This is a genomic window from Paraflavisolibacter caeni (assembly GCF_025628885.1).
In the GTDB taxonomy this organism is placed as follows: domain Bacteria; phylum Bacteroidota; class Bacteroidia; order Chitinophagales; family Chitinophagaceae; genus Flavisolibacter; species Flavisolibacter caeni.
Genome location: NZ_JAOTIF010000034.1, coordinates 1 through 26,607, shown reverse-complemented (window position 1 = coordinate 26,607; position 26,607 = coordinate 1). Strand labels below are relative to the sequence as shown.

27 protein-coding genes are annotated in these 26,607 nt (G+C 38.0%); 11 read left to right on the top strand and 16 right to left on the bottom strand.

From position 1 onward, the window contains the following. Positions 1-18 precede the first annotated feature (18 nt). Positions 19-1,770 (bottom strand): signal peptide peptidase SppA, encoded by a 1,752-nt coding sequence (gene sppA / locus OCK74_RS25215; RefSeq protein ID WP_279299886.1) that lies wholly within the window; start codon positions 1,768-1,770, stop codon positions 19-21. Positions 1,771-1,799: 29 nt separating this feature from the next. Between sppA and folK the strand changes: the two genes are divergently transcribed. Then, the gene (gene folK / locus OCK74_RS25210; RefSeq protein ID WP_279299885.1) at positions 1,800-2,312 is read left to right on the top strand and encodes a 2-amino-4-hydroxy-6-hydroxymethyldihydropteridine diphosphokinase; all 513 of its coding nucleotides are present in this window, start codon (positions 1,800-1,802) and stop codon (positions 2,310-2,312) included. A gap of 36 nt (positions 2,313-2,348) precedes the next feature. After that, positions 2,349-2,981, top strand: coding sequence for a deoxynucleoside kinase (locus OCK74_RS25205; protein WP_279299884.1), 633 nt, complete (start codon positions 2,349-2,351; stop codon positions 2,979-2,981). Between the two features lie 27 nt (positions 2,982-3,008). On the opposite strand, the gene OCK74_RS25200 is transcribed toward OCK74_RS25205, so the two are convergent. Together OCK74_RS25200 and OCK74_RS25195 are read right to left on the bottom strand one after the other, a co-directional pair. Further along, on the bottom strand, positions 3,009-3,446 hold the full coding sequence (locus tag OCK74_RS25200) for a septal ring lytic transglycosylase RlpA family protein (RefSeq protein ID WP_279299883.1): 438 nt from the start codon (positions 3,444-3,446) through the stop codon (positions 3,009-3,011). Between the two features lie 1,063 nt (positions 3,447-4,509). After that, positions 4,510-5,088, bottom strand: a complete 579-nt coding sequence (locus OCK74_RS25195) for a WG repeat-containing protein (RefSeq protein WP_279299882.1) — start codon at positions 5,086-5,088, stop codon at positions 4,510-4,512. A gap of 297 nt (positions 5,089-5,385) precedes the next feature. Between OCK74_RS25195 and OCK74_RS25190 the strand changes: the two genes are divergently transcribed. Then, positions 5,386-6,312: a phosphatase PAP2 family protein gene (locus tag OCK74_RS25190; protein WP_279299881.1), complete on the top strand. Its 927-nt coding sequence runs from the start codon at positions 5,386-5,388 to the stop codon at positions 6,310-6,312. 50 nt (positions 6,313-6,362) lie between these two features. Here OCK74_RS25190 and OCK74_RS25185 read toward each other — a convergent pair whose 3' ends face one another. Continuing rightward, the gene (locus tag OCK74_RS25185) at positions 6,363-7,127 is read right to left on the bottom strand and encodes a YdcF family protein (protein ID WP_279299880.1); all 765 of its coding nucleotides are present in this window, start codon (positions 7,125-7,127) and stop codon (positions 6,363-6,365) included. 253 nt (positions 7,128-7,380) lie between these two features. On the opposite strand from OCK74_RS25185, the gene OCK74_RS25180 reads away from it, so the two are divergent. Beyond that, positions 7,381-8,181 (top strand): hypothetical protein, encoded by an 801-nt coding sequence (locus OCK74_RS25180; protein ID WP_279299879.1) that lies wholly within the window; start codon positions 7,381-7,383, stop codon positions 8,179-8,181. Positions 8,182-8,407: 226 nt separating this feature from the next. Then, positions 8,408-8,611 carry a hypothetical protein gene (locus OCK74_RS25175; RefSeq protein ID WP_279299878.1) on the top strand — a complete coding sequence of 68 codons (204 nt, stop codon included), beginning with the start codon at positions 8,408-8,410 and terminating at the stop codon, positions 8,609-8,611. Here the strand turns inward: OCK74_RS25175 and OCK74_RS25170 are convergent. The 3 genes from OCK74_RS25170 to OCK74_RS25160 all read right to left on the bottom strand — a co-directional run bounded on the left by OCK74_RS25170 (position 8,608) and on the right by OCK74_RS25160 (position 10,890). Further along, positions 8,608-9,372: an oxygenase MpaB family protein gene (locus tag OCK74_RS25170; RefSeq protein ID WP_279299877.1), complete on the bottom strand. Its 765-nt coding sequence runs from the start codon at positions 9,370-9,372 to the stop codon at positions 8,608-8,610. The genes OCK74_RS25175 and OCK74_RS25170 overlap by 4 nt on opposite strands. Before the next feature lie 101 nt (positions 9,373-9,473). Continuing rightward, on the bottom strand, positions 9,474-10,061 hold the full coding sequence (locus OCK74_RS25165; protein WP_279299876.1) for a hypothetical protein: 588 nt from the start codon (positions 10,059-10,061) through the stop codon (positions 9,474-9,476). 25 nt (positions 10,062-10,086) lie between these two features. Continuing rightward, complete coding sequence (locus OCK74_RS25160) at positions 10,087-10,890, bottom strand: hypothetical protein (protein WP_279299875.1); 804 nt, start codon at positions 10,888-10,890, stop codon at positions 10,087-10,089. Between the two features lie 360 nt (positions 10,891-11,250). On the opposite strand from OCK74_RS25160, the gene OCK74_RS25155 reads away from it, so the two are divergent. Continuing rightward, entirely contained in the window at positions 11,251-12,465 is a 1,215-nt protein-coding gene (locus OCK74_RS25155) for a hypothetical protein (protein ID WP_279299874.1), read from the top strand. A 67-nt stretch (positions 12,466-12,532) separates the two neighbouring features. Here OCK74_RS25155 and OCK74_RS25150 read toward each other — a convergent pair whose 3' ends face one another. The 8 genes from OCK74_RS25150 to OCK74_RS25115 form a co-directional block, all read right to left on the bottom strand. Beyond that, the gene (locus tag OCK74_RS25150) at positions 12,533-12,901 is read right to left on the bottom strand and encodes a response regulator (protein WP_279299873.1); all 369 of its coding nucleotides are present in this window, start codon (positions 12,899-12,901) and stop codon (positions 12,533-12,535) included. A gap of 368 nt (positions 12,902-13,269) precedes the next feature. Beyond that, positions 13,270-13,521, bottom strand: a complete 252-nt coding sequence (locus tag OCK74_RS25145; protein WP_279299872.1) for a hypothetical protein — start codon at positions 13,519-13,521, stop codon at positions 13,270-13,272. A gap of 238 nt (positions 13,522-13,759) precedes the next feature. Then, complete coding sequence (locus OCK74_RS25140; RefSeq protein ID WP_279299871.1) at positions 13,760-14,284, bottom strand: DinB family protein; 525 nt, start codon at positions 14,282-14,284, stop codon at positions 13,760-13,762. A 443-nt stretch (positions 14,285-14,727) separates the two neighbouring features. Then, on the bottom strand, positions 14,728-15,444 hold the full coding sequence (dapB, locus tag OCK74_RS25135; RefSeq protein WP_279299870.1) for a 4-hydroxy-tetrahydrodipicolinate reductase: 717 nt from the start codon (positions 15,442-15,444) through the stop codon (positions 14,728-14,730). Between the two features lie 17 nt (positions 15,445-15,461). Then, positions 15,462-16,097, bottom strand: coding sequence for a DUF5683 domain-containing protein (locus OCK74_RS25130; protein ID WP_279299869.1), 636 nt, complete (start codon positions 16,095-16,097; stop codon positions 15,462-15,464). Positions 16,098-16,144: 47 nt separating this feature from the next. Next, positions 16,145-17,062: a ParB/RepB/Spo0J family partition protein gene (locus OCK74_RS25125; RefSeq protein ID WP_279299868.1), complete on the bottom strand. Its 918-nt coding sequence runs from the start codon at positions 17,060-17,062 to the stop codon at positions 16,145-16,147. Positions 17,063-17,171: 109 nt separating this feature from the next. Beyond that, entirely contained in the window at positions 17,172-17,975 is an 804-nt protein-coding gene (locus tag OCK74_RS25120) for a ParA family protein (protein ID WP_279299867.1), read from the bottom strand. A gap of 18 nt (positions 17,976-17,993) precedes the next feature. After that, positions 17,994-18,674, bottom strand: coding sequence for a metal-dependent hydrolase (locus OCK74_RS25115; protein ID WP_279299866.1), 681 nt, complete (start codon positions 18,672-18,674; stop codon positions 17,994-17,996). Positions 18,675-18,971: 297 nt separating this feature from the next. On the opposite strand from OCK74_RS25115, the gene OCK74_RS25110 reads away from it, so the two are divergent. From OCK74_RS25110 to OCK74_RS25090, 5 genes are all read left to right on the top strand, one after another. Next, positions 18,972-20,222 (top strand): metallophosphoesterase, encoded by a 1,251-nt coding sequence (locus tag OCK74_RS25110; RefSeq protein ID WP_279299865.1) that lies wholly within the window; start codon positions 18,972-18,974, stop codon positions 20,220-20,222. Between the two features lie 104 nt (positions 20,223-20,326). Beyond that, complete coding sequence (locus OCK74_RS25105) at positions 20,327-21,328, top strand: hypothetical protein (protein WP_279299864.1); 1,002 nt, start codon at positions 20,327-20,329, stop codon at positions 21,326-21,328. 158 nt (positions 21,329-21,486) lie between these two features. Then, complete coding sequence (locus OCK74_RS25100; RefSeq protein ID WP_279299863.1) at positions 21,487-22,071, top strand: porin family protein; 585 nt, start codon at positions 21,487-21,489, stop codon at positions 22,069-22,071. 182 nt (positions 22,072-22,253) lie between these two features. Continuing rightward, positions 22,254-24,650, top strand: a complete 2,397-nt coding sequence (gene lon, locus OCK74_RS25095) for an endopeptidase La (RefSeq protein WP_279299862.1) — start codon at positions 22,254-22,256, stop codon at positions 24,648-24,650. Positions 24,651-24,786: 136 nt separating this feature from the next. Further along, entirely contained in the window at positions 24,787-25,281 is a 495-nt protein-coding gene (locus tag OCK74_RS25090; RefSeq protein WP_279299861.1) for an META domain-containing protein, read from the top strand. Positions 25,282-25,559: 278 nt separating this feature from the next. Here OCK74_RS25090 and purU read toward each other — a convergent pair whose 3' ends face one another. Beyond that, complete coding sequence (gene purU / locus OCK74_RS25085) at positions 25,560-26,396, bottom strand: formyltetrahydrofolate deformylase (RefSeq protein ID WP_279299860.1); 837 nt, start codon at positions 26,394-26,396, stop codon at positions 25,560-25,562. Positions 26,397-26,607: the final 211 nt, after the last annotated feature.

The following is a 26,607-nucleotide window of genomic DNA, read 5'->3' as shown; positions in this document are numbered from 1 at the left end:
GACTTCCAGGTTCCTTTGTTAGTGTAAATAGAACTCAAAGGGTATACGTGCTTGCGCTGTACCGCAAAGTTGGCGAATGCGTAATAGTTGCTGGTATACTTTGAAGTTTTCTTCTCCCACTTGTTGTTTTATAAAATTAGCCTCATCAGATGACTTTGATGGATTTAAAATTCTTTCCAGCCAGTTTGTCTTTTCTGGATATTCACGCAGGCGGTAATTATTAGTTTTGACCATGCGGGCCGCACAGTCAATTGCAGATTGCAGACCACCTATTTTATCAACCAGGCCTAATTTTATAGCATCATCACCGCTCCAAACCCGGCCTTGTGCAATACTGTCAACATATGCCATATCTTTTTTTCGACCTTTAGCTACACGCTGCTTGAATTGAAGATAAATCCTGTCCACGCTGTTTTGCATCAGCTTTTGCTCCCTTTCGTTCAATGGCCGGTAAACAGCTCCGGCATCTGCATACTCAGCTGTTTTTACACCATCGAAAGTGATACCTAATTTGTTATTAAAAAAGTCTTTCATGTTAGGTATTAGGGTGAAAACGCCAATTGAACCTGTAATAGTATTGGGGCTGGCGAAAATGCTGTCAGCTCCGCAGGCAATATAATATCCGCCTGATGCAGCTACATCTCCAAAGCTTACTACCACAGGTTTATCTTGTCTGGCCATTGCTAATTCTCTCCAGATGTTTTCACTGGCAAGCGCACTGCCTCCACCGGAATTCACACGGAGCACAATCGCCTTGACAGTTCTGTCAAGTCTGGCCTTACGAATGATTCGACGAAACTTGTCTCCGCCTATATTGTTTTGCGTACCTTCTCCATCAACAATCTCACCTTCTGCGTAAATAACTGCAATGCGGTCCTTCCCTGTCGATTTATAATGGGCGGCCTCATAGTAGTCATTAATAGAAAGAAAATGAAGTTTATCCCATTTGCCAATGTTGAGTCTTCTCTTTATTTCCTCCTTTACCTCATCGTCATATTTCAATCCATCAACTAATTTATGTGAATAAGCATCCTGGGGTGTTTGGATGGCGGCAATATTGGCTAATTGATGTAATGTGGCCGTATCTATTTTCCTTGATGCAGAAACTTTGACAAGAAAATAATTGTAGAGGTCATTTAGCCACTCGCTTGTTTGTAACCTGTTTTCCGGTGTCATTTTATCTGTACGGAAAGGTTCGGTGGCACTTTTAAATTTACCGGCATAAAATACTTGTGGTTGAATGTCCAGTTTGTTCAGCGTGCCTTTTAAGAACGCAAGATCAACATTAAATCCTGTCCAGTCTAAGTTGCCGGCAGGATTAGCATAAATCCGGTCTGCCGCAGAAGCAATGAAATAGGCCTTTTGGGTCATTAAGTCACCATGAGCGATGACAAATTTTTTGGACGACTTGAAATCTAATATGGCATTGCGCAATTCATTGCTAGCTGCAAATCCGTTAGAGTTCCCATTGGCAATAATGAAAATGCCGGATATTTTGTTATCTGATTTCGCGTGGTACAAAAGACGTATTACGTCATATATCCCCGGTTTCTTACCCTCTTCTTCCCCGAAAGGATTAATAATTTCATTTTCAGATTGTTCTTTAAATTCTTTGCTTAGATCTAATACAAGAACTGTTTTTTCTTCCACCCTGGGTTTATTACTCGAAGTAATACCCCCAATAGCTCCAACTATTAGGAAAACAAGAATCAATACAGCTACAACAATAGCAAGAAATGATGCTAAAAATATTTTGAAAAAACTTCTCATTTCATATTTATTAAAGTCCTCAAAAATAAATGATATTTGATGCCTTTGATAATAGAATTATGAACGTTGCTTATTTATTGACAGGCGGAAATTTGGGCGACAGATTGCACTATCTATCAAGTGCAAAAGAAGCCATTAAAAAGGAATGCGGAGATATTATAAAAGAGTCCGCTATTTATGAAACTGAAGCTTGGGGGCTTGAAGATCAACAACCGTTTTATAACCAGGCTCTTTTGCTTCATACGAAATTAGAGGCAAAGGAACTCCTTGACCATTTGTTACAAATTGAAGCAACATTAGGGCGTAAGCGTGATATAAAATATGGGCCAAGAATTATTGATATTGATATTATCTTTTTTAATGATGATATAATTAGGAGCAATGAATTGAGTGTTCCTCACCCTCAGATGCATTACAGGCGCTTTGTATTATTGCCATTAAATGAAATTGCATCACTTAAAGTCCACCCGGAGTTCCATAAGTCTGTTGCACAATTATTAAATGAATGTCCGGATCAATTGAGTGTAGTAAAACTCCAATAAGAATATAAAAGAAACTTTTGTAGTAGCCGTTTAAAGATGAATTACAACTTTCTAACCATTGAAGGAAATATAGGAGCGGGCAAAACCACGCTGGCCACTTTACTATCTAAATATTATAACTCGAGACTCGTTCTTGAAGAATTTGCAGAAAATCCGTTTCTGCCAAAATTTTATAAAAATCCCCGTCAGTTTGCCTTTCCATTAGAATTATTTTTTATGGCGGAACGATACAAACAAATGAAGGATTTAATTCAACAGAAAGACTTATTTCAGAGTCTTACCATTTCTGATTACTTGTTTACCAAATCTCTTTTGTTTGCCAAAATAACATTGCCAGAGGATGAATTCCGTTTATACCAAAGGTTATTTGATATTATTAATCAGCAACTAGTTCAACCCGATTTGTTGATTTACCTCCATTCACCGATCAGTAGGCTTCAGGAAAATATTAAGAAGAGAAATCGCTATTATGAGCAAAATATTGAAGATCAATACCTTTTTAGTATTCAGGAAACTTATACACACTACATAAAACAGTATAATATAAAAACTTTGATCATAGATGCGTCTAATGCCGACTTCCTGGGAAATGAAAAGCACTTTAAGGCAGTTGTAGATGCTTTGGAGAAGACCTATGAAAAAGGGCAGCATTATTTAACGCTGCCCTAATAGTTTTTTAATAATTTGTTAAAAGAATTAATCTAGTTCATCTTTACCTACAATGGCGCTACTGATTGGTCTCCTTAATCCCAACACTTCAACTTTGACCTTTGCTAAGCCTCTCTGTACATAACCTAGCTGATTAGCGGCCACTTTACTAAGATCTACTAATCTATTCATATTCGCATGCAATCTGTCGTTAATACGCACAATGATGCTTTTATTATTTCTGAGATTAGTTACCTTGATCCATGTTCCAAGTGGAAGTACATTGCAAGCTGCAGTATATTTTGCAGGGTCATAGTTGTCGCCATTGGCAGTTTTACGGCCTGCAAATTTATCTGCATAAAAGCTTGCTGTGCCAAAATAAGATTTAATATCGCTAACAATTTCACTTACCGGTTGGGCCTTAGCAGCACCCGAGGAAGCTAAAATTAGAGTGATAGCAATAAAAAATTGGAGCAATAATTTCATACCGAAACATTTTATGGTGAAAGAAATAAAGCCAGTTTTAATGTTGATCACAGTTTAAAACTGTTGGTCTTTCCTTCCTTCAGGGTTAAAATATTGGATTCCTAAAGTGACTTGGTGCTCAGCACTTTTCCTTCAGATAATCCTGTCTTGTTTTCTGGGATTTGATTTTTTGCTTTGATCCTTTCTAGATATCCTAATGTCAAGCCGTCCTGTTTTTTCTGCTACACAATTAGAAAAAAGTGTAATATTTTCCAGATGAAACTGTTTTTGGATAGCAAAATTCGAATGCCTGAAAGCACTATTTATATAAAATGGGCCGCTGGCATTCGTTTGTATATTCTGTATAGTGCTATTAGTAAGATAATGGCCCTTTGGCGCAAGGTACGATCCATTTGAGTCTTTTAAGTCTCTTTTTAGTTCAATAGTTGAATTATATAGATAAGGCGAGTGATTTACCAGTTTAAAAAGAATAGATTCTTTAACATAGTTTTTACATATGGCATAACAATTCAAAATGTTTTCATTAAAGTACTTCATAGGAAATGCAAATTTAGCTTTTGAAGTAACACTTATTGCTGGAGGCGAGAAATCATTGTAATGCACATAACAAGATGAGGAAAGAGCTGCCTTGGACAAAGACATTCGTGATGTGCATAGTTTTGGTAACATGTAGTTGTGCATAAATGCTAAAGTATTTATTGCTCATTGAGTCCTACCTGCCTTTTTCAAACACAACATTCAATGAGTTAAGGTAATAAATATTTTCATGCCATCCTAGCAATAATCACACCATTTTTATTTTTATGCGCTATTCTTTAAATAATTATTTACTCAGTATGCTTAAGAACGCATATACATATACGTTTATTGTATTACTGATTTCTTGATAAATGTGTGAGCAGTTGATTCAGGAATTGGAAGTCCTCTTAACCACAACAAAACACATTGATCATTTAATTAAATCAATGTGTTTTGTTGTAATAGGATGCATGTATATTAAACAGTTATATTACTGTATTAATAGATGTTGATCCAATACTTTTTACCTCGATGAAAATATATATTACTTTAGTTCCTTACCGTATTTATCAATTTCTACCCATTTACCATCTTTCATTACACGCGCAACGCCTTCACTGAAAGAATCAGCAAACTTATATTTAAAACTTATGGCTTCTTTTCCTGTTTTATCAATATAGCCCCACAATCCTTTTTCATTGCAAACAGGAGCAAGTCCATCCGCAAAGTTGCCTGCAAATGTATATTTCAGTCCAATTGCAATATTTCCAGTCTTATCTATATAACCACAAGAGCCATTCTTTTCTACTTTAGCAAGCCCATCGCTGAAGGAACATACATCTGAGTATTGAGGCTTTAATGCCTCCTTGCCTGTAGAATCGGCAAATCCCCATTTGCCATCTGACTTTACTGCAGCAAAGCCTTCGGAAAATGCATAGGCATCATCATAAATAAGTGGAATAACTATTTTGCCTTTTTGATCTACAAAGCCTACTTTATTTGCTTTTTCCACCTTAGCAAGGCCACATTTCCAGTCATCCACATATTCATAGTTTTTTGTCCAGGATTGTGCTATGCAAATATTTACGGAAAGTGTCATTAAAAGAAGAAGATACTTTTTCATAACACATGATTTATAGAGTGAACGAATTGTTTTACCTCATCAAGGTATTTAGTATGATCTTCTAAATCAATGATAACAGGCAGCAATATCAATGACGGTGAGCAGTAAAATTTGATAGAGTAAAGGGCAAAAACTATGACCGATAATTAGGTGGCACGAACATTGTAAAGTTAGGGTAAGTCTATTTGTAAATAGTTGATTATCTGTCTGATCCGCACTGTTAGACAGGGGGATAACTATTTATGTAAATACTCTGGAGTTGCTAATATTGAAATACACCCTCAATAGATTAAATGTATGGAACGTTTGATGATTAAAATTGCATTAGCATGTTTTGTGAGTTCTTTTTTATTCCTGAAAAGTTATAGCCAGGAGGATACACTTTCTAATGTAAGGGAAGTGCGCGATGATACATTGGCTGTTGATACTTTGCCTCATCAGTTATCGGGATCAACTCAATCCCTGGCTTTTAATGGAGATAAACAGCCGATTTATAAATTGAAGCCCGTAGTGGATGTGCCTCTTTCTCTAGCCACAGCTGGATGGTCATTATATGCATTTACCAAGATTTATAGTAAGGAAAATTCCTCTATAGAAGACATTCAAAGCTTGCAGGTAAGTGATATTAACGGCTTCGATCGATGGGCTGCTGATGTGTATTCTGAAAAGGCAGCAGACATTAGCGACTATTTTTTTTATGGAGCAATGCCACTACCACTCCTTTTCCTTGCAGATAATAAGATCAGAAAAGATTTTGGCAAGATCAGCTTTCTTTATTTTGAAACAATGTCTTTGACAGGTATGCTTTATACTGGCGCTACTTATTTTGTAGATCGTTACAGACCTTATGCTTATAATCCTAATGTACCAATGAGTGATAAGTTAGAGGGTAATGCTAGAAATTCATTTTATGCCGGGCATGTCGCTCTGGTTGCAACCTCAACCTTTTTTATGGCAAAGGTTTATTCTGATTACCATCCGGAATCTAATCTTAAATGGTTATTTTATGGTACAGCTGCTGCTGCAACAGGAACAACTGCTTACCTGAGACATAAAGGTGGAAGACACTTTCCCTCTGATATCTTGCTGGGCACTGTTCAGGGCACTTTAACTGGTATTTTAGTGCCTCACTTCCATAAAAACAAATTATTAAAGAAAGGTGACCTGACTATTGTCCCCTACACAGGACAGTCTCATGGACTTTATGTAAGCTATAAGTTTTAGCATACTGACATCTATTTAAATACTATCTCATTAAATATGAATGTTAGAGTTTAGCAATAACCTGCTATATCATAAATGATGTATCCCAAAATCTCATGAAACAACTTCTGCCATAGAGAAAGGCTGTATTCCTGAGGTACAATCAGATCCACAGGGAAGTATGTACGGTCGCTCGTATAAAAATCCACGCTAAAAGTATCAGCTTTGATACCTTCATTTTTAAAACATGCGGAAGCCCTTCTAATATGAAATGCAGAAGTGACTAGAAGTAATTTTTTATATTCAGGATGTTGTTGCAAAATGGTTTTGGTGAATAATGCATTTTCATGTGTGTTTCTGCTTTTTTCTTCCAGTAATATATCATTGTCTGGAACACCTGAACAAACCAGGATAGTTTTTAGATCCGCAGATTCTGAACTTTTTGTATTGGTTAAAGAGCCTGAACCTCCGGAGATAATGATCTTCTTTACATAACCTTCTTTATATAAGCGAAGAGGATGTAAAACTCTGTCTGCACCTTTGTTGGTATATATTCTGTCTTTCGGGGATTTGTCATTGCTTGATATACCTGTCAGGATGATGGCTGCATCATAATGCTGAACTTTCGAAAATGGGGTAGGAGGAACTTCCCATATGAGCCATGCTTCATTGACAACAAATGGATTTGTAAAAAATATGAGTAATCCTGTTGCAATGACTAAGGACCTTTTTCTTCGTTTTTCTACTTTGGTAAAAATTGCATAAAATAAAAAAACAAGAATCCATGTCAGTGGCATTACAAAATAGAACAGAATTTTCGAGAATATAAAGAACATAATATTTACAATAGGTTGAATGTTGAGAGCAAAAATATTGCTTCCATATGATTATGACTTATTGTAAACTGTATGTAATTACCGTCCTGATATTAACGCTCAATTCACAAAAAGCGCATATAGCCACCAAGCGGTTCGCCTTCGATATGATGATCAATTGCAATTAATCGCCAATGTTTCCAACACAAATCATTTCCTGGTTTTCCGGCCAAATAAAAAGCCTGTATTGCATGTTTATGATCAATCACTAAAGTTGCAGCTTTCTAAGGAGATAGCAGGAGTAATTCCTCAGAACTGTGATATACAAATTCTACAATTAAAGGATTATTACTTTTTATTTACCCACGTACCTAAATCTGGCAAGTATCAATTTTGGAAAGTTGATGCCAGTGGTAATGCAACAAATATGTTACCTCTGTTCATTGGATTGAAAGTCAATTTTAAAGATACAAATGCTGTGGTACAAATGAATACCGATAATAAGCATGTTTTTTTAATGACACAGGTATATTACGAATCTTTGGGGAGATTTCAAATTGAAAGGATTAAAGCTGACAGTATGCTTCATTTTATATCTTCAAAACGATTTGTTTTTGAATTTAATCCTGAATACGAAAGTTTAATCCAAATGATACCTGCCGATGAGCAACATTTATTATTGCTAAAAAGAAGTAAAAATGAAAATTCAGAAAACATACTTGAATTGATGAAGTGCGATATGCAGTATGGTAAAATGGAAGGAACGCAATTTAGCATCAGTCATAATTTGTTTGCTCAGCCTTCAATGCATTTCAATGCTGCTGATTCATCCATTTTTATTTATTCAACGGTCAGAGAGCCATTGTTGTCTTCAAAAGTTCAGCGCTCTCTTTTCATGTGTAAGCTGAATTATTCACTAGAGCCTATGGTGCCTGCAACTTTATTGAAATCACGGGGCCTTTGTTCTTTTATCTTAGTCCGAAATTTAAAATTAAACTGGATATACTTACTAGATTACCGGTTAGGATTTATCGCTCAGGGAACTGTAAAAAAATATAAGGCCTTACAAGTTTAACGCCGGTGAGTACATTCCGGTTAACTATTATGGAGCGCAACGATCCCAGGACCATCTTTATCATTATGAGTATAACAGTCACAGGTCAAGTAGAATCTGGTTTTCAATAGTAAATGAGCATTTTAAAGTTGTGAGTGATAGTGCATTAGAGATCAATCAAAAAGGTTTCACAAGTTACACGACAAGCTTTGGAAAGATTAGAGTTGGGAATAAAAGCTATTTGGTAATGGAACAACAATTGCCTGATAAGAGCAACGGCCTGCTTTTAATTACCGGGAATGATGACAAAAAAATAGAGATCAAAGATTTAAATATTTATAATCATTACCATTACATCCCCTCACAAATACAGCAAGCTGCAGATGGAAATTTAATCATGCCATATATGAATAATAAAGAAGTTGGATTGATGAAGATAAAACTGGATTAGACCTCTGATACATCCAATGCTTTGATTTGTGCTTTATAATCAGTAGGCAAGAGTAAAAACTTAATGAAATTATCCAACTTGAGTTTACGGCTTATTTTGTATAAAAAGAGGAATGGTGGTAATAAAGAAGTATTTCTTATTCCTAAAAGACATATTACTCGATTCGGTACAACCAGCGATTGTGCCTGCAGTAAAAGATGATACCGGAAAGGACCTAAATGTTTTTTATATTGCTGATAAAGATTGATTGAGTACTCGCTTTTGACAAGATCCTGTTGAAGATGTTCCTCTCGTCTCTTTAACCAGGTTTTATAATTTGTTGGTAAATCAATAAGTTTCATTCGGGTGCCCACACGGTAAAATACATCATACACTTCTTCCTTTTCAATTTCAGTAAGAGGCCTTTCCAGCAGTTCGAAAGAAGCAATCGAATAATGAATCAACATAAACAGAACATCACGATAAGCCCAATCCGGGATGGGAAATTTCCTTGCTTTTTCAATTGCAGTATGGATAGAGCTAATTTTATCAATAGCAGCATTTGCCGCTTCTTTTTCAGAAAAAACAATTGCTCTTGCATAAGAAACTGTTGAAAACAACCTGCCTATCGGGTCCGCAGGTAACTTACCTGTAAAGTATAACCAGTCAACAGCTTTATTAAGGGCAAACTCGGCGGCGGCACCTCCAAAAATAAATAAGATGGTATCGCTTTTCCCCCAGATTTGACGTACAATTGATTGCTTGTCTACAAAATATTCCATAGCTTATTAACGAATAATTGCAGGAAACTGTACTTGCCTTTATAAAAACTAAAAAGCCTTAACAAACTTTTGCTAAGGCTTTTTAGTTTTTATGATCAAATTTATTGTACCATTTTAGCGATTTGGTCTATAGGCATAGAATTAGCCATGGCAATTAGTTGGTCTTGTGTATAACCCGGGGCTTTTAAGGTGACGAGTGCATTATTTAGTGGCAATTGTATTTCATAATCTGTCCTGTCGTTTTCCCCACTAACCTTTTGAACCAATGCTTTATAACCACTTACTTTAATAATTTTATGGTCACCAGAGTTACCAATGAGTGGTAAAGCAAGTATAGCATTTATACTTGTTATTAGTGGTGAGTTACTGATAATATCCAGGTTGACCATTTTATTTTCTACTCCATAATCACGATGTGTAATGGTTCCTACAAAGCCAGTTGCCACTGTGACATTATCGTTTTTTGTATTAACGTTTTGGTCCTGCATTTTTGCTGGTAACAATTTTAATATTTCCTTTCCCATGATCATGTCCAGTTCTTGAAGCATTTGCTGCATGGCAAATCGTGAATCATCTAGTTTCCCAGCTGTATATGCGGTCCGGGCCGCTGTTAATTGTTTATTGAACTCCTGAGCATACAATAGGGTGCTAAGGAAGCAAATGATGAAGAGGACAAAATATTTTTTCATAAATGAATTGATTAAGTTTTAAAGATTATTTTTCACCAAGCTGGTTTTTGATGCCATCAATATCAATGACATTGGCCGCATTCATCATTTCTTGTTCCGTAGCAAAGTTTACACCTTCATATACAATCAATGAGGTTTGTCCCAATGGCACACTCAATTTATAACCTGAGCTTTCATCAAATTCAATGATTGCCCGATAACCTTTAACTTTCGTTTGCTTCCATTTCTGTTCGCCTCCTGTGGTTTGTGCATAACTCGAATTAAAGTACAGGTTAATTGCTTGCATCCAAGCATTATTGTTCGCAATTGTTACTCTAAATTGTTTGTCACCTTCTTCATATTCCCGATGAATGGTTAATCCTACCCAGCCCCATCCTGTACTGGTTACCTGATCTGCTTTTTCGTCTTTCTTAAGCCCTGCAACACTCTCAGGTAAAGATTTAAGGATCTTTTGGCCAATTTCCATTTCTACACCCAACATAGCTTGTTGAACAGCGTATCTGGCTTCTGAATAGCTGGCATTTTTGAAAGCTGTTTCTGCAGAACTTAAATTTTCATTGACGTTAGGAGGTGTTGTTACTAATCCTTGGCCTCCCTTGTTTGATGGGTTGTTTTTGCCGCTAGTGTTGTTTTGTCCGGACGTCCCGGCATTATTGCCTTGTGGAGGCTGTTGATTGTTGTTACCCTGTGGGTTAATGACCGAATTTGCAGCATTGTTGGCAGCGTTGTTTGCGGCATTTTTGATCTTTTTTAAAATGCCCTGCCCTTGAGCTGCAGACAAGCAAAATGTAGCAATTGTACAAAGAGCAAAAGTTTTTAATGGTTTCATTGCTAGGCGATTTATTAATGTAATTGTAAACTGCACTTGAAATGGATAATAAGGGTACCAGAAATTGTGTTCCCTTGGTTGGTTAAATAGGAGTGAATTTGCTGCTTTCAAATATAATCTAACAGTTGAATAATGTCAAATATTTGATTCTGGGATGAATGGTCCGAAGGGTTTTAACTGATGAATTTAAATGGCTTATCCTTATGACTCAAAGCTAGTAGGTTGTAAAATAACTTTTACGAGTGATCACCTCCGGAAATAGCCTCTGCTATTGGATTTCTTCAAAATCCACTCATGTATTTTATTTTTCTACAGTTGCAAAATATAATAAATTTATTGTACTTAAATTCCTCTTAGCTTATGAAGAAGTTTTACTTTTTCGGGCTGCTTAGTTCTTTATTTACAATACAGGCATATTCTCAGGGATGTGTACCTGTGCGCAGCACCGGCAGCAGTGTAATTGAGCGTCCTTCGTCCAGTAAAAAGGCTCAAAGCCCACAATGGACATTTTCTGCTACAAACCGTTATTTTAAATCATTCCGTCATTTTGTAGGAGATGTAGAGCAAAAACAAAGGTTGGAAAATGGCACGGAAGTAATCAACAAAAGCTATACACTGGATCTGAACGCTGTAAGGTACCTGAACAGACGTTGGGCAATCAGCATGAATGTGCCATTAATTGCAAACACCCGGTCGTCACTCTATGAACATGGAAATGTAGACAGGCATAGTACTGAATCGTATGGTATGGGTGATGTCCGCTTAACTGCCTATAGTTGGTTATTAAATCCAAAAAAGTTTAAAAAAGGAAATATTCAGGCCGGTTTAGGTGTCAAATTGCCTACAGGAAACTATAAATACGACGACTATTTTTATACAGGGGTAAGCGGTGTTAAAGTGCTTGGACCTGTCGATCAGTCCATTCAGCCAGGCGATGGGGGAGTGGGGATAATTACCGAATTAAACAACTTCTACAGTTTTAATAAGCGGTTAAGTTTCTATTCAAACTTACTTTATCTGGTTAATCCCAGGGAGACTAATGGCGTTTCTACAGCACGTGGCAGAACTCCTTCTCCAGCTTCCATAATTTATGGCAGTGATGTGATGAGTGTACCAGATCAATATATGGCCCGTTTAGGGGCTAACGTGACATTTTTAAAGAAATTTGTTTTCTCCGGAGGAGCGCGCATTGACGGTATTCCGGCTAAGGATCTCGTGGGAGGTAGTAATGGTTTTAGGAGGCCTGGATACATTATTTCTGCAGAGCCCAGCCTGACATTCCGGACGAAGAAAATGAGTACATTCTTGACAGTGCCTATAGCCTTTGAGCGCAATCGCATCCAAAGTGTTCCGGATAAGGTTAGATCAGAGTTGACAAAATCATATTATAAAGGAGATGCCGCATTTGCAGATTATGTTGTCAACTTGGGTGTTGCCTTCAATTTATTTAAACCGGTGAAAAAGCCTGCAAAAACTGAACCTCAGATTTACAGGCCTTACTATAATAATTCATACCGGGATTCGCAATGCCCAAAAAATCGCAGTAATTGCCAGGGTAGAATGATGAAATTATAATGAGCTCTTGATCAAGGTTGGCTGTGCTCATTTAATAAGGATGCTAGCCAACTTCGAACTTATTCTGTTAATGTGCAACAGTGAGATGCTTTGAAATAAGGTTTAATAAATTCCTTATATTAACAGGTTTAGTTAGGACATCTTCAATTTCACATTCATCAATTTGTGCTCGGGCTGTTGCATTTTTCTCTACTATCATAATTGCAGGAACATCCATGTCCTTCAAAATATGCTTGCACACATCATATGCATTGAACGCTTTTAGGTCTGGATTTACAATCAACACGCCTGGTCGTACCCTAATGGCCCTGGGAATTAAATCTGATGCATCAGTAATAATTTCAATGGAATAACCCTCATTTTCCAAAGCATTCCTTACCTCATTTAAATGCTCATCTTCATTGTCGCATATAAGCACAATTCCTTTGTTTTTCATACAAGTATATTTTATCTGGTGAACTCTTGATACATACAAAAAATTAGCCACAGAAGTAACCGGTATCTGGTTTTGTATGTGATCTCTAAAGAAACGGTCAAATCACTTGTATAACAGTTGAAGGTAGTGTCTGTTTCTTTGACACTCTAAATGCTAGATGGGAAAAAGATGAGCTTGTTGAATGGACTGTGGCCTGCTCCTTTTTTACTTTTGAGTATTTACAATAATTTAGTAAAACAACAGGAACACGACAAGGTAAATAAATAAACAAGCAAATAATACTTTGAATTGATTTTCAAAGTATCTATCTTAATATATCCCAGGTATTTCTTTCCTGGGTTTTAATTTGAAGTGGCCGCCGCAGACTTTTACAGGTGCTTAAGTACCGATTCACGAATCGCCCTTATCAATTCCATTTTTGTACTTTGAACAGGTTCAGATGCCTTTCTTAAGTTGTTAGAAATACGGAAATGAATTTCTCCTTCTGGCAGTATATTCAGTAAGCCATCATTTAATATCTGTGCATACACTGTATATTCTTCCTTAGTAGAGCGTAGGCTTATTAGTGCAGGATAGATCAAGCCTTTATATTGGAATTCTATATTGAATACGTTGGTCATGGTGATTTCTTTCAGTTTCAATTAAGAGTAAACAAAAAAACATCTATCTGCATATTGATTGAGGGCTGGTAATTAAAGCCCGTAAAACTTATGCTCTTCTCTAGAATGATCCGTTTTTAAACGTTTTTTGGTGCTTACCAGGTTTCTTACAATTTGTAATATAATAGTTTTTGTCGTCTTTATACTATTTATGGGATTATTTTTCTTAGAAGATCGCGACTAAAACTTTTAAGCAGAATTATTTCTGGGCCAATGAAATTCCCTTGATGACTTTTGTAGTAACAAGCAACTGTCCAACATGCCTCATAGTATGTTCTGCAGAATGAAACAAAAGTCCTTGAACTGTAGAAGGTAGTTGTGCACGTCCAACACCTCTGGCTTCCCTTAGTGTTTGCTCATTTACGCTACTCAATTGTTCAAGGGCCCAATCGATTTTATCACATAATGCCTTTACTAATTGTGCAACAGTTTGCGACTGAGCTTGTCCTTCAGATCGTAGCGCTGCAAGTTGGCCTTCTGTAAGTGATTGCCCCATGGCATAAGTGAAAAGTCGATCGATAACACCCGTTATATGTTGCAGGTGAAAAGCTGGTGAAGCTACATTCGCTGGTCTGTCCCATAAATGTTCTTCAGGAAAATCTTTCATCATTTCGATGATTTCCTCTTTGGCTTGCAAAAACGTATGTGCCACCGGTTGAAGCAAAGATGGAATATTGGACAATGGGCCACGTAGCCACACTTCTGGCAGATTTGTGGTGGACATAATTCCTATGTTTTATGAACCTATTTGACTTTTCAAAAATCCTTCAATAGCACTGCAGGGCAATAAAAAGGGTTTAGAATCAATTACTATTTCCATTACTTGGCCCGAAACTGAATATGAACCTGTAATTGTGTTCCCGAATACACTCACATGGAAACTACCTGCATTTGTATCTCCATCAAAGGAGCCTCCTTGGCTTTGTACTGTATTTCTTGCCTTATTTAAAATTTCCTGTGCTGTCCCTGCGAATGGGATACTAAAGTTACATGCTGCCATAGTTTCAAATTTATTGCTAGTTACATACAAGTATTACTAAATCAAAATAATACTTTTTTTAATTATCAAAACCTTAGATAATTTCCTGCATTTTCTAAATACTAAAAAGGCAGCTTCAATTTGTTGAAGCTGCCTTTTTAGTATGTTAAGGTTTGATCAGCAGGGGGTTACAATCCTAACACTTCCTGCATGGTAAATACGCCTTTTTTATCTGCAATATATTCTGCAGCCAATACAGCACCTAAAGCAAAACCTTTTCGGCTGTGCGCTGTATGGATGATCTCAATATCATCAATTTCTGATAAGTATTTTACATAGTGAGTTCCTGGTGCTGGATCAATGCGTTCGCTAATGATTGCTAGTTCATCTGATTTCTCAGCATCCCTGTTCACCCACGTCTTCTTACGGGTAAGGTTGGATAATATTTGTTCACCTAACGTTACTGCGGTACCACTGGGTGCATCTAGTTTTGCTGTATGATGAATTTCTTTCAGGGTTACTTCATAATCAGGATGTGCATTCATTAATTTGGCTAAAAGCTTATTAAGCTCGAAAAAAATATTAACGCCAATGCTGAAGTTGGACGTATGCAGGAATGAACCATTTTTTTGAATGCAATATGCTTTTATATCGGCAAGCTTTGTATTCCACCCGGTTGATCCGCTTACTGTTGGTACGCCCGAGTCAAGGCATTTTTTTACGTTCTCAAAAGCACTGTCCGGACCGGTAAATTCAATAGCTACATCTGCCTTTGATACAGCTTCCTGGGTAAATTCTTCTGTATTGTCAATATGAATTTTTAAAACTATTTCATGTCCTCTTTCCAACGCAATTTCTTCTATCATTTTACCCATTTTCCCGTAGCCGATAAGTGCAATTCGCATGTTTATGGTTTTATTTGTTATTTGAAATTGAATACAAGGCTTACTCCCTTGGTGCCTGCCATATTGCTGTAACCGGGCTTGATTTGCATGCTCAGATCCGGGCTGACATCGAATGATTTCAAATGCGCATCAACAGCCGCGTCAACTACATTAAGCCCCCATAGCAAAATAAAAACGAGTGCAGAATAATCTACATAACGTCGGTATTGGTCCCGGTTGTACCTCAATGATTCTTCACTGTACTGCTTCAATTCATCAGGGATTTCATTATATCCTGTCGAATCGTTATTTACTCGGATATTGTACTTTACTTTATAGGCATCCCGGGTATCACGGTAATATTGAAGATTGGTATAGAATATACTACCGGAAATTCCTAAAGCCCCCCATACAATGGGCGCTTTCCAATACTTTTTATTGTAGATCTGCCCCCATCCGGGAATAATAGCTGATCGGATAATCGCTTTACGCGGAGGAGGCACCTTTGCTATTGAATCTTCTTTTCTGTCTTTTACCGGCTTTGCAACTTTAGATAGAGAATCTGTAACAATGGGCCGGCCTAAGGTATCCTTCTGTGCGAATACTGTGAAAAAGAAAAAAAGAAGGGCCGCGCTCAAACCCAGCCGCCTTATATCATAGAGTGTGATGTTCAAAAAAACTAAATTACAGTTATATAAGATTTATATTTTTTGTGATGCCTTTAATCAATGGTTATTTGCATCAGATCTAATAATTTGTTCAGGTCCTGAAGCGAATAGTAATCGAATGTTATTTGCCCACTACCGTTTTTACTGTGCCTTACTTTCACTTTAGTACTAAAGTGGGACGCAATTTTATCCTCTATTTTTTGAAAGGTGGGTGGAAGAACTGGTGTCGCCGGCTTCTTCTGCTCTTCTGCATCTTTGTACATGTTCCTTACAAGAATCTCTGTTTGGCGCACGGACAATCCCTTGGTTTTGATTTCATTAAAAATGAAAAGCTGCTTGTCTACAGTATCAACATTAATTAAGGCACGCGCGTGTCCCATGCTCAACTCCCCATTACGTACAGCGATCTGAATGTCTGGCGGAAGTTTAAGTAAACGGATATAGTTGGTTACAGTGCTACGATCCTTGCCCATCCGTTCAGCCACTTGCTCCTGCGTATGACTTAATTCTTCCATCATCCGTTTGTAGCTCAAGGCAATTTCCATAGCGTTCAGGTCTTCGCGTTGCAGGTTTTCCAGCAGTGCAAGTTCCAGTAAATCCTGGTCATTGGCATGTCTCACATATGCCGGAATATCCTTTAAACCCGCCATTTTAGCAGCTCGCCAACGGCGTTCACCAGCAATTAAGCGGTATTTGTTCCCAGGCAGATTAGATACAGTGATGGGTTGGATGATGTCATGGATCTTTATAGACTGCGCCAATTCCTCCATCGACTGCTCATCAAAATCCCGTCTGGGCTGTTTCGGATTTGATTCTATCTTATCAACCGGAATACGCATAACACCGGTCGTAGCTTCCACTACAGATTCTTTTAACTGTCCGGAAGGGTTAATAAAATCTGAGTTAATGCCTTGTAAAAGCGATCGGATGCCTTTTCCAAGGGCTTCTTTATTTTGTTTAGGTGTGCTCATGTTATTGTTTGGTAATAAGTTTAAGGTAAGTTCTGGTTTTTAAATTTCGAGCAAAGTTCTGTTTTCTATAATCAAATAAAACTTAAAACCATGAACACAAAACTTAAACTTATAATTCAATTGTCCTTTCTTCCTGGGGAATCTTTGTTAAATTATTTTTTTGGAGAATTTCCTTAGCAAGGTTCAGGTAGTTTATTGAACCTTTACTGCTGGCATCATACAAAATAACTGGTTTACCTACACTTGGAGCTTCGCTCAACCGGGCATTACGATGCACAATCGTATTGAACACTACAGATTCAAAGTGACGTCGTACTTCATTGACTACCTGGTTGCAAAGACGCAAACGGCCATCGTACATTGTCATCAATATACCTTCAATTACCAAAGAGGTGTTAAGGCGACTTTGAACAATTTTTATGGTATTCAACAATTTTCCTAATCCTTCAAGAGCAAAAAACTCGCATTGAACAGGGACAATTACAGAATCCGAAGCCGTCAACGCATTTACAGTGATCAGCCCTAAGGATGGCGAACAATCAATAATAATAAAATCATAATCATCACGCAGCGACTGGACGATCTGTTTTAATACCATTTCCCGGTTAGGATAATTGATCATTTCTATTTCCGCACCAACCAGGTCTATATGAGAAGGAAGGAGGTCGAGGTTGGGGATATCTGATTTGAGCACAACATCCTTTGCCGTGGCCTGGTCGATCATACAATCGTACAGACTCTGTGTAACGTTTTGTAGGTCGAAACCTACCCCTGTAGTACTGTTTGCCTGTGGATCGGCGTCTACTAGCAAGGTTTTATATTCAAGAACGGCAAAGGAGGCTGCAAGATTGATTGCAGTGGTCGTTTTCCCAACGCCGCCTTTTTGATTTGCTACTCCAATTATTCTGCCCATTATATCAGCTAAATATTTTTAAAGTTCTATGGTTTCGCCAATCGTAGGCAAGTGCAATGTGATACCTGCACTTGCAAAAGCTTGATTTACCAAAGCATGATTGATTTGTATGTAAGGGAATGTATCGTAATGAACCCCTATAACAACATTGGTCTGTACCATCTTTGCCGCCTCAACGGCATCCTCATAGCCCATCGTAAAGTTGTCGCCAATGCACATAATCGCAAAATCCAGGGTAGCCCAACGGGGAATCAGTTGCATATCCATGGTTAAAGCTGTATCTCCAGTATAATAAAAATTTTTCTCACTGGTTGTAATGACAAAACCCATAGGATTGCCCCCATTTGTGCCGTCCGGCAGGCCGGATGAATGAATGGCGTTCACACATTTTAGCATCCCGAATTCAAATTCTTTTTTCCCGCCCTGATTCATAGGATGCGTTTTCTCAATTCCTTGTCTTGTCGCCCAATCTACTACCTCAAAATTACTTACTACAGTGGCATTGGTTCGTTTTGCAATGGCTGCACAGTCTGCTACATGGTCACCATGACCATGTGAAAGTAGAATATAATCGGCAGGAATGCTATGAATGTCAATTTTCTTGGCCAGTGGGTTTGGCGTGATAAAAGGATCAAAAACTACCTGCTTACCCTGTAACTCCATTGCAAAAGATGAATGTCCAAAATAAGTAAATCGCATAAAACCAATTAATTATATAGGTATTTGCAAAAATAAGGTATCATTTGGCAAAAAGAGGGATGTGGATATATAAGCTGAACAGGAAGATGCCAATGTAGCAAAAAATAAGCACAAATAAATATTTATTAATAATTTATATGTATATATTGCTGATATCCTTGTATAATTAAACATAGGTTGAAGTCTCATTCATGCGGCACACAATATGTTTGGTTTTTATGTTTTGTTAATTTATGACACTGGCACCCGATCTTTTCAATATTTCTTTTCTTCGCATGACCTTTTAAGGATATAATTATGAGAAATACACCCTTTTGGTTTGTGATCATCGGATTGATGCTTGTTTTGGATTTTTACGTTTTCCAGGCGATAAAAGTCGTTAATCAAGCAGCTAGTGAAAAAGTGCGCACAATTTCTAATATAATTTACTGGGTATTGTCCGTTTCTGCCCTTTTGCTATTTATAGCCTTGCCCTATTTAAACCTGGATAGTATTTCTAAAGGATTGAGGACTGTGATTTTTGTAATGATAGCCTCTGTCTTTTTTGCTAAAATCCTAGTCTCTCTGTTTTTAATGATTGATGATGTGCGGCGGGGATTCCAATGGGTTGCAGGTAAGTTGTTTTTTTACAATACGGAAGGAGAACAGATGCAGGAAGGACAGACTATTAACCGATCTGTCTTTTTGAGCTGGCTTGGCCTGGTGACAGGAGGGGGGCTGTTGGGATCACTAGTCTATGGCTTTTCCAACAAATACGATTATCGGGTTAGAAAAGTGCCCATTAGCTTTTCTAATTTGCCCCAGGCTTTCAGGGGTTTGAAAATCGTCCAGATCTCAGATGTTCATAGTGGTAGTTTTCATAATAAGTCCGCAGTCCAAAGGGGCATAGAAAAAATACTAAAGCTTCAACCTGATTTAATATTATTTACTGGCGACCTGGTAAATGGCAGGGCCGAGGAAATGGCTAATTATAAAGATATCTTTAGCCTGCTAAAAGCTCCTCTGGGCGTTTATTCCATTCTCGGCAATCACGATTATGGCGATTATGAGACCTGGAGTAGCAAAGAACAGAAGGTGCAGAACCTGGAGCATGTAAAAGCCATTCATTCAGAAATGGGGTGGAGGCTTTTACTGAATGAGCATGTAGTTTTAGAAAAAAATAGTGAACGCATGGCGTTGATCGGAGTTGAAAACTGGAGCGCAAAGGCCAATTTCCCGAAATATGGAAGGTTGGAGCATGCGTATTCTGGTGCAGAAGAAATTCCATTTAAACTTTTAATGAGTCATGACCCATCGCATTGGGATGCTGAAGTAAGGACTAAATATCCGGATATCGATTTGATGTTGGCCGGACATACACATGGGATGCAGTTTGGCGTAGAATTACCCTGGTTCCGTTGGAGCCCTGTGCAATATGTATATCGGCAATGGGCAGGTTTATATGAAGAGGGCAGACAGAAATTATATGTAAATAGAGGTTTTGGATTTTTAGGTTATCCTGGTAGGGTGGGCATTTTGCCTGAAATTACTTTGATAGAATTAAGTTAATACCTGGCATATTTCTTTTGTCAATATTTTTACGATCAGATTATTATAATCATCAGGATACCGCTTCCTGAAAAATACCAACAATAGATACACGAATTAATAGAATGAAACATTATCTGCTATTGATAGTAATAGTAATTTTTAGTCCTCAGAATCTGAAGGCACAAAAAGATACCACTCAAAAGAATAACCTGAATTCAGATATAGATTACGATGAATTGTTTAATGAATTAGACGGCTTTTTAGACTCATTAACAAAACCCCGCAATTTTACTATTGTTAGTATTGGAATAGGAAATAGGGTATTTAATTATAAGTCCGCTTCTAGTGCTTATTTGACTCCTGACAAAAATTTAGCCTTATCACCATCCTTGGGATATTTCAGCAAAAGTGGGCTGGGCATCAATGCCGCTGCAGCTATTGTAAAAGAAAATAAGGGGTTGAACGCCTACCAGTGGTCAGCAACAGCATCTTATGATTATTTAAAGAATCCTGGTTTTTTGACAGGGTTATCATATACACGCTTTTTTACAAAGGATTCTTTGAACTTTTATACTTCGCCTTTGCAAAATGAAGTATATACTTATTTCTCCTATCGTTATACATGGTTGAAACCCTCGATATCGGCCTCTTATGGATGGGGATCGCGAACCGAAGTTGAGAAGAGGGAGGATCAAATAAAATTATTAAAAAGGCTTAGAAATGTTGATCAAATAAGCAGGGTGGAAAGTATTAGGGATTTCAACCTGAACTTTTCACTTCGTCACGACTTTTACTGGTTAGATGTTCTGGTTTCAGATGACTTTGTCAGGTTTACACCTCAGTTATCAGTTACTGCAGGAACCCAGAATTATGGATTCAACCAAAGTATTACTACGAACAACAATAAGAAGTTAATGAATGGAAATCGTTTTTTTGGTCCACAAAACTATTCGCTGGACCAAACTACAAAGTTTCAACCTTTATCATTAACCGCTTTTTTAAAATCTGAATTTTCAAAGGATAAGTTCTTCTTCCAACCTCAATTAATGTTTGATTACTATTTGCCTAAAGCAGCTCAGAAGTTTACGACCTCCTTCATGATCAGCTCTGGGTTTTTATTTTGAATTCATTAACTTTTAGCTCGTTAAACTTCATCTTTCTTTCTCCTTCCAAAAAAGAACTTTGGCACAGGGATGGCTGATAGTATAGTGGCCTTTTTATTTATAGATCAGGCAGTTGATTTTAAATGTTGAGAATTTTTTTTACAGATAAATCTACCTTTATGAACAAAAAATTGTGTGTACTTCTCGGCGCAGTTCTATTAGCAAATATTGCAATGGCTCAGTTTACTTTAGGGGTTAAAGCAGGCGCTAACTTGACAAAAATAGACGGTAAATCCTTTAAGGATGAATTTGAAACAGGTTACCACTTGGGTGGTTTTGCGGAAATAGGCCTCGGAGGAAAATTGGGTATCCAGCCTGAAGTGTTATTTAACCAATATCAAACTAGAGTAGACACGAGTTTTGGAGATGTTTATAGTCATCCATTTAGCCAAAAAGCTAAATTGAACTATCTTTCCATCCCGCTACTATTGAGTTATAAATTAGGAAGCTCGCTTTCTTTAATTGCTGGTCCGCAATTCGGAGTTTTGATTGATAAGGATAAATCGCTTGTCAAAAATGGGGAGGATGCAATTTCAAATGGCGACTTTTCAGTCTTGGGTGGCGCTCAATTAAAGATCAGTAAGTTTCGTCTATCAGGACGCTATTTTGTGGGCTTGAATGATATTAAGGATATAGATCAGGTTGGAGATCAGTCCAAATGGAAAAACCAGGGCTGGCAATTGTCAGTTGGTTTAGCCCTCTAAGATACTTTGTGTAGGATTTATTAGGAGACCGTTTCAAAAGTTGGAGACGGTCTCTTTTTTTATTTCTGACAGTTTTACCGGTTACTTTGGTATGGCATTAATATTGACCACTAACAAAACCTGATTTACATTTGTAACGATTCAGTACAAAAGTTATATTGTCGCACTTAAAATTATTGTGAGTGAAGTTTTTTTTAAAACCCGAGGATGAAATGGACTTTATGCCCATCATCCCAATCAATGAAAATGATTCTGATTTCTCTGATACTACTGAAATACCCTCTGAATTAGCATTACTTCCATTACGCAATACTGTTTTATTTCCAGGTGTTGTTTTGCCAATTACCGTAGGTCGTGATAAAAGCATTAAAGCCGTTGGCGATGCCTATAAAGGCAATAAATTGATCGGTGTAATCGCCCAAAAAGACAGCAATATCGAGGATCCGGATTTCAAAGATCTGGAAGCTATTGGTACTGTTGCCCGCATCGTAAAACAGATAAAAATGCCCGACGGCGGCACTACGATCATTATCCAGGGGCGTTCCCGTTTTTCAGTACAGGAGCTTACAGCTGAAGAACCATATTTTAAAGCAACAATCAAGGTTTTGGGCGAGGACGAAGCGCCAACCGATCCGGACTTTGAAGCTTATGTTTCCAATATTAAAGACCTGGCGGCAGACATCATCCAACTTTCGCCAAACATCCCGTCTGAAGCTTCTATAATATTAAGAAATATTGAGAATCCTTCCTTTCTGATTCATTTTGTTTCCTCTAACCTGAATACTGATGTAAGAGAGAAACAAAACCTGCTCGAATTGGATAATATCAGGGAAAGAGCTAATCTGCTGATGCAATTCCTGCAAAAAGAGCTGCAGTTTGCTGAATTGAAAAATAAGGTAACCAACAAAACGAAAGTTGAGATCGATAAACAGCAGCGAGAGTATTTCCTCCAACAACAGCTGAAAAGCATCAAAGAGGAACTGGGTGGTGATGTCAATGAACGGGAAGTGAAAGAGATGATGAAAAAGGCTGAGTCCAAGAAATGGACAGAGGCTGCTAGGGAGATGTTTAAAAAGGGGGCGGAGAAACTGGAGCGCATGCATCCCAGTACACCGGATTATTCCGTTGTATATAATCACCTTGACCTGATGCTCGACCTTCCATGGCAGGAATATACTCATGATGTATATGACCTGAAAAAGGCAAAAGAGATTTTAGACCATGACCACTATGGTATGGACAAAATAAAGGAAAGGATCCTGGAGTATTTAGCTGTTTTAAAGTTGAAGGGTGACATGAAAAGTCCTATACTTTGCTTTTATGGCCCTCCTGGAATTGGTAAAACTTCGTTGGGCCGCAGTATCGCCAACGCCATAGGCAGAAAATACGTTCGCCTTAGTCTTGGAGGTATCCACGATGAAAGTGAGATCCGTGGTCACCGCAAGACGTATATTGGTGCCATGCCAGGAAGGATCGTACAATCCATCCGCAAGGTGAAATCTTCCAATCCTGTCATGATCCTGGATGAAATCGACAAAGTTGGCTCTGATCATCGTGGCGACCCCAGCAGCGCCTTGCTTGAAGTTTTGGATCCTGAACAGAATAATACCTTCTACGACAATTACCTGGAGTTGGAATACGACTTAAGTAAAGTATTGTTTATTGCAACTGCCAATAACCTCCAGAATATTCAACCAGCCCTTCGTGACCGTCTTGAAATTATTGAATTAAGCGGTTATGCGGTGGAAGAAAAAATTGAAATAGCGAAACGTCACTTAATCCCAAAGCAAAAGGAAGCGCATGGTTTGAATCATACAAGGTTTACCATCAATAACAAGGTCCTGGAAAAAATTATACAGGATTATACCAGGGAAAGTGGCGTCCGTGAATTGGACCGTCAGTTGGCTGCCATTATGCGCAACCAGGCAAAAACTTTAGCCCTGGATGGCAATATAAAATCAACGCTGACGGTTCCTGATATAGAAGCCATATTGGGCCGGGCCAGGTATAACAACGAAATGTACAAGGCTGCTAATATGCCGGGAATTGCTGTAGGTTTGGCTTACACCTATGTAGGTGGTGATATATTGTTTATTGAAGCTACTATGAGTGATGGTAAGTCCGAATTGCGTTTGACAGGTAATTTGGGAAATGTCATGAAGGAAAGTGCTACCACAGCGTTATCTTATTTAAGTGCCAATGCTAAAAAGTATGGTATTGATTCCAAGCTGTTTGAAAGGAAAACAGTCCATATTCACGTTCCGGAAGGTGCTGTGCCTAAAGATGGCCCCAGTGCAGGTATTACCATGCTTACATCACTGGCTTCTGCTGTTACCGGTAGGAAAGTTCGTCCTTATTTAGGCATGACTGGCGAAATCACCCTTCGTGGTTTGGTATTGCCAGTTGGAGGTATTAAAGAAAAAGTACTGGCTGCCAAAAGAGCTGGCCTGAAAGAATTGATCTTGTGCTGGCAAAATGAAAAAGATGTACAGGACATTAACCCTGAATACATCAAAGGCTTAAGTTTTCATTATGTGAAGAACATGAGCCAGGTTTTAGATTTAGCCTTACAAGACTAAATAGTACGGTTTGTAGTTTGAAGTTTTTTTATTTATCTTGACACGAGCGTTGTCTTCCACTTGGTAACTCCCTAACCAGGTAATAGATCCCTTCCCCTATAAAAAACTTCAAACTACAAACTTTAAAACGACCATTATGAAACCGCTTTGTTTTCTCCTCTGCTCAGTCTTTTTTGCTTCTACATCTTATGCCCAGGTAAAAGCTGGTACTATTGTAAGGCCTAGAGTCGTCGAAACTAAGGATGAAGTTGAATACTATGAAGTTGAAGTGACTACTAACCAGAAATCCTACCTCAATCTCTTGAAAGGAACTTGGAATTTCACCTCCATGAGGCGACAACCACGGGTAGAGGCTGAATCGCTTACCAATGCCTCCCTGACCATCAATGGTGATTCCACTTTTTCAGGCAGTACTGGCTGCAACACCATTTCAGGTAAGTTTACATTGAAAGGTACCGGAATCAGGTTCGGAAATTTGACATCAACCAAAATGGCCTGTAACAATATGGATCAGGAAACTGCTTTTCTAAAGTTGATTCAGCAGACAATTAGTAATTATTCAGTTACTAATGATTCACTTTTGCTGCGTGATGTCACCGGTAATATCGTTTTTCATGCAAAGAAAAATTGAAGCTACCAAACCTTGCCCTCCATATTTTCCTTAGAGAAACAGGCTCCCAACAAAAAGCAAATCATGGGAAACAAACAGGCGCTCAACGTTCTGAGCCATAGAAAAAGCAGGCCGACCATGACGCTAATAGAAACTCCGGTTCTGATACAGAACGCAGAAGTTAAGAAAGTTGGTGAATAATTATGGGTTAGGATTTAGGAGACTTGAATTCAATTGTTTAAGTCCCGTAACTCCTAACCCATTATCATACTACGATTGATTAATTTTTCTCATGAAGATTAATCAAAAATGATCGTCTTATTGCGGTATACAAATACTTGCTCGTTAAACACCATCCTGAGAGCATTTGCTAATACGATCTTTTCTACGTCCCGTCCTGCTTGTGCCATTTCTCGTGCACTATGCGTATGATTTACAGGAATTACATTTTGTGCAATAATGGGACCTTCATCTAGGTTATTATTGACAAAGTGAGCCGTAGCTCCAATGATCTTTACACCCCTGTCATAAGCCTGTGCATATGGATTTGCTCCAATAAATGCCGGCAAGAACGAATGGTGGATATTGATGATACAATCACTGAAATTGGAGACAAAGCCTGGTGATAAAATACGCATGTATTTTGCCAGGACAATAAATTCAGGCTGATAGATTTGTATTGTATGCAATAATTCCGCTTCATGAGCCTCCCGGCTTTTTTCTTCATGCGATATAAAATGAAATGGAACATTGAATTTTCTGGTTAGGTCCTGCAATACATCATAATTGCTGATCACTGCGCGGATATTAGCCTGGAGCTCATTGAATGCAAATCTCACCAGGAGGTCGCTAATGCAATGATGCTCCTTTGTTGCCAAAAGGACAATATCCTTCTTTTTCTTATCTGTCAGCCTGATATCAACCCCCTCCGGTAGTGCCTGGGTTAGGTCAAGCAGCAGTTTTTCCTTGTCAAATGCCCCTGAAAACTCTGTGCGCATAAAAAAGTGGTTCCAGTTGCGTTCCACAAACTCACCATTGCTAATAATATTAAGATTATGCTGGTAAAGAACACCGGTGATTTTGAATACCAACCCTCTTTGGTCCGGACAATTGATTAAAAGAATATGCGATGCCATATAAAAAAGCTGCAAGGTACACGAAAGTGAAATGACATGTTAAAAGCACAATTTTTGGATTATTGCCATTAATAATATATGTTGCCAAATATTTCTTTTCATTCATTCTATACTTGATTTCCTCCACAGCTTATAGAGATTCTGTGTTAAAAGTCAAGAGATTTTTACTTTAATTTTGTGTTTTAGGCGGCTGTATGCCAGCCTGTTTAGG

Coding starts and splice junctions, on each gene's coding strand:
- OCK74_RS25120 (WP_279299867.1), bottom strand. CDS start 17,975: ATGGGCAGAATAATTGGAGTAGCAAATCAAAAAGGCGGCGTTGGGAAA.
- OCK74_RS25145 (WP_279299872.1), bottom strand. CDS start 13,521: ATGACCAACGTATTCAATATAGAATTCCAATATAAAGGCTTGATCTAT.
- OCK74_RS25200 (WP_279299883.1), bottom strand. CDS start 3,446: ATGAAATTATTGCTCCAATTTTTTATTGCTATCACTCTAATTTTAGCT.
- OCK74_RS25195 (WP_279299882.1), bottom strand. CDS start 5,088: ATGAAAAAGTATCTTCTTCTTTTAATGACACTTTCCGTAAATATTTGC.
- sppA (WP_279299886.1), bottom strand. CDS start 1,770: ATGAGAAGTTTTTTCAAAATATTTTTAGCATCATTTCTTGCTATTGTT.
- OCK74_RS25175 (WP_279299878.1), top strand. CDS start 8,408: ATGGAACAACAATTGCCTGATAAGAGCAACGGCCTGCTTTTAATTACC.
- OCK74_RS25165 (WP_279299876.1), bottom strand. CDS start 10,061: ATGAAAAAATATTTTGTCCTCTTCATCATTTGCTTCCTTAGCACCCTA.
- purU (WP_279299860.1), bottom strand. CDS start 26,396: ATGGCATCGCATATTCTTTTAATCAATTGTCCGGACCAAAGAGGGTTG.
- OCK74_RS25185 (WP_279299880.1), bottom strand. CDS start 7,127: ATGTTCTTTATATTCTCGAAAATTCTGTTCTATTTTGTAATGCCACTG.
- OCK74_RS25115 (WP_279299866.1), bottom strand. CDS start 18,674: ATGCGATTTACTTATTTTGGACATTCATCTTTTGCAATGGAGTTACAG.
- OCK74_RS25160 (WP_279299875.1), bottom strand. CDS start 10,890: ATGAAACCATTAAAAACTTTTGCTCTTTGTACAATTGCTACATTTTGC.
- dapB (WP_279299870.1), bottom strand. CDS start 15,444: ATGCGAATTGCACTTATCGGCTACGGGAAAATGGGTAAAATGATAGAA.
- OCK74_RS25100 (WP_279299863.1), top strand. CDS start 21,487: ATGAACAAAAAATTGTGTGTACTTCTCGGCGCAGTTCTATTAGCAAAT.
- OCK74_RS25090 (WP_279299861.1), top strand. CDS start 24,787: ATGAAACCGCTTTGTTTTCTCCTCTGCTCAGTCTTTTTTGCTTCTACA.
- folK (WP_279299885.1), top strand. CDS start 1,800: ATGATATTTGATGCCTTTGATAATAGAATTATGAACGTTGCTTATTTA.
- OCK74_RS25190 (WP_279299881.1), top strand. CDS start 5,386: ATGGAACGTTTGATGATTAAAATTGCATTAGCATGTTTTGTGAGTTCT.
- OCK74_RS25150 (WP_279299873.1), bottom strand. CDS start 12,901: ATGAAAAACAAAGGAATTGTGCTTATATGCGACAATGAAGATGAGCAT.
- OCK74_RS25155 (WP_279299874.1), top strand. CDS start 11,251: ATGAAGAAGTTTTACTTTTTCGGGCTGCTTAGTTCTTTATTTACAATA.
- OCK74_RS25205 (WP_279299884.1), top strand. CDS start 2,349: ATGAATTACAACTTTCTAACCATTGAAGGAAATATAGGAGCGGGCAAA.
- OCK74_RS25105 (WP_279299864.1), top strand. CDS start 20,327: ATGAAACATTATCTGCTATTGATAGTAATAGTAATTTTTAGTCCTCAG.
- OCK74_RS25125 (WP_279299868.1), bottom strand. CDS start 17,062: ATGAGCACACCTAAACAAAATAAAGAAGCCCTTGGAAAAGGCATCCGA.
- OCK74_RS25110 (WP_279299865.1), top strand. CDS start 18,972: ATGAGAAATACACCCTTTTGGTTTGTGATCATCGGATTGATGCTTGTT.
- OCK74_RS25140 (WP_279299871.1), bottom strand. CDS start 14,284: ATGTCCACCACAAATCTGCCAGAAGTGTGGCTACGTGGCCCATTGTCC.
- OCK74_RS25170 (WP_279299877.1), bottom strand. CDS start 9,372: ATGGAATATTTTGTAGACAAGCAATCAATTGTACGTCAAATCTGGGGG.